1 protein-coding gene and 7 tRNA genes are annotated in these 2296 nt (G+C 46.6%); 7 read left to right on the top strand and 1 reads right to left on the bottom strand.

Going from position 1 to position 2296, the window contains the following annotated elements:
• The first annotated feature begins 166 nt into the window (after positions 1 to 166).
• The 7 genes from FYJ45_RS29185 (at position 167) to FYJ45_RS29155 (ending at position 876) form a co-directional block, all read left to right on the top strand.
• Positions 167 to 240, top strand: a tRNA-Asp gene (locus FYJ45_RS29185).
• 31 nt (positions 241 to 271) lie between these two features.
• Positions 272 to 344 (top strand) — tRNA-Val (locus FYJ45_RS29180).
• Between the two features lie 42 nt (positions 345 to 386).
• Positions 387 to 459, top strand: a tRNA-Thr gene (locus FYJ45_RS29175).
• Between the two features lie 16 nt (positions 460 to 475).
• Positions 476 to 557, top strand: a tRNA-Tyr gene (locus FYJ45_RS29170).
• 60 nt (positions 558 to 617) lie between these two features.
• Positions 618 to 691: transfer RNA gene (locus FYJ45_RS29165), tRNA-Met, on the top strand.
• Between the two features lie 7 nt (positions 692 to 698).
• Positions 699 to 771 (top strand) — tRNA-Phe (locus FYJ45_RS29160).
• A gap of 32 nt (positions 772 to 803) precedes the next feature.
• Positions 804 to 876, top strand: a tRNA-Lys gene (locus FYJ45_RS29155).
• Between the two features lie 31 nt (positions 877 to 907).
• On the opposite strand, the gene FYJ45_RS29150 is transcribed toward FYJ45_RS29155, so the two are convergent.
• Positions 908 to 2098: a tyrosine-type recombinase/integrase gene (locus FYJ45_RS29150; protein ID WP_154468416.1), complete on the bottom strand. Its 1191-nt coding sequence runs from the start codon at positions 2096 to 2098 to the stop codon at positions 908 to 910.
• Positions 2099 to 2296: the final 198 nt, after the last annotated feature.

Here is a 2296-nt window from a genome sequence, read left to right as displayed (position 1 = left end):
ATAGGCTGGAGGTGGAAGTGCAGCAATGTATGCAGCTGACCAGTACTAATCGGTCGAGGGCTTATCCTGAAAGAAGCAGGTTTTGGAGAGAAAAGAGATTAGATTCAATGTTCGGTTTTGAGGGTATATTTATAAGATATATCCTATTGAAACGAAAGTTTCATTCGGCCTAGTGGCTCAGTTGGTTAGAGCGCCGCCCTGTCACGGCGGAGGTCGTCGGTTCGAGTCCGATCTGGGTCGTTGATTCCTTAGGGAATCTGATATAAGGTATGGGATCTTAGCTCAGCTGGGAGAGCATCTGCCTTACAAGCAGAGGGTCATAGGTTCGAGCCCTATAGGTCCCATTTCTTACGTAAAAAAATACCGATTGTTCGGATTTATAATACGCCGATGTGGCTCAATTGGCAGAGCAGCTGATTTGTAATCAGCAGGTTATCGGTTCGAGTCCGATCATCGGCTTAATATTAAATATTCTGGATGGATTCCCGAGTGGCCAAAGGGGACAGACTGTAAATCTGCTGCAAATTGCTTCGGTGGTTCGAATCCACCTCCATCCATTTTTTATCAAATAAAAGTTGCAAGTGATACCAATTTGGTGTTACAATATAATATGTTAACGCGGGGTGGAGCAGTCTGGAAGCTCGTCGGGCTCATAACCCGAAGGTCATAGGTTCAAATCCTGTCCCCGCTACTCAAATGCCCAGATAGCTCAGTTGGTAGAGCAGAGGACTGAAAATCCTCGTGTCACTGGTTCGATTCCGGTTCTGGGCATTTCTTACTGTCACAAATTAAATATTATGTATGGAGCACTAGCTCAGTCGGTAGAGCACCTGACTTTTAATCAGGTTGTCGGGGGTTCGAATCCCCCGTGCTTCAGTTCAAAAGCCTTGATTTTACAAGGCTTTTTTTATTGCGTGTTGCATTTCGTGTTGCATGTTTCTGATATCTCTGCCATAAATGCCGCATATTTCTCTCTTAATTCCAAGGTGTCTTGGCGCCCAATATTACGCAGCCACGCCATATATCCTTCCGGAATGTCTGGTTCTGTTATTCCAATCTGTTCCTCAAAGTATTCATCTATCATATTATCCACCCGCTGCCGTTCCTGGCCGAAGGTATGGGTATATACCTTTTTCATGACAGCATCAGTTTTCCAGCCGCCCCGCTCCTGAGCATACTTATCTGGCACCTGCAGGAGGGCCATGACGGATGCATTGACGTGTCTGAGGTCATGATAAGTCATCGGCTTCAAGCCGGCCTTTTCAATCAACTTCACGAATCGAAAATACACCTGCGACCGTGTCATAGGGACAAGACGATCCTCTCGCGGATCCGTCCGGGATATCAATTCCTGGATGTAGACCGGCATGCGGTGCATACGGGTCCGTGTCTTTGTCTTACCCTTCCGTTTGACGATAGACTGGTTATCAACGTCAACAACAACCTCTTCCACCACCAGGTAATTGCCGCGGATAGACTTTGACTTTGTCAGCCCGCGGACCTCAGACATGGAAAAGGAAAGCCACATGGCGAGCATGACAGCCAGTTCTACTTCTGAGCCTTTTACAGCGGCGTAAATCTCATCAGGCAGGGGTAAGTCCTTAATGTGTGTTTCGACCTGCGGAAGGCGCACTGTGCAGTCCAGGGATGGGATATATTTATTGAGGACGGCGGTTATAAGGCCATACTCATTATGGACCGTTTTGGCGGAGATAGGGGCCTTGTCCTTGCGTTTTGCGTTGGGACGTTTTGCTTCCAGATTAACAGCGTCCTGAAGGCTCTGACGGGTTAGTTTCTTGAGCGGAAGTTCCATAATATCCGGAAATGCATTCTTCTGGATTTTACGGTATCCCTGGATGGTTGTGGGTGACAGTATAGCATCGGATGTTTCTATGTATACGTCGATTGCATTGCGCAAAGAGCTTGAGGACATATGCCGGCGCTGTTCTTTTTCAAGCGAGAATTGGGCGGCCATGAATTCCGCATCTTTTTTTGTATCCGTGGTAAACGATTCGTAATGCCTTTTGCCATTGTCATCTGTGTAATCATATACCTGGCAGCGCCAGGAACCGGATGGTAATTTTTTTGCTGTTGGCATAGATATACCTCCTTATTTTGCGTAAAAAAATAACACCTGTACAGGTGCCGGAGGTTTGTGGTAAAATATCTTTGTGATAGGGATGCTTTACCGGCCTCCAGGCCTGTATAGTATTCATTTGGTTTTGCCCTGGCGTTGGCGCGCCGGGGCGTTTTTTCTATATTTAAACTTTCGTTAGTTTATTGAAAAGGATATTGG

Source organism: Eisenbergiella porci, from assembly GCF_009696275.1.
GTDB classification, from domain to species: Bacteria; Bacillota; Clostridia; order Lachnospirales; family Lachnospiraceae; genus Eisenbergiella; species Eisenbergiella porci.
This window is presented reverse-complemented; position numbering and strand designations above follow the sequence as displayed.

Coding starts and splice junctions, on each gene's coding strand:
- FYJ45_RS29150 (WP_154468416.1), bottom strand. CDS start 2,098: ATGCCAACAGCAAAAAAATTACCATCCGGTTCCTGGCGCTGCCAGGTA.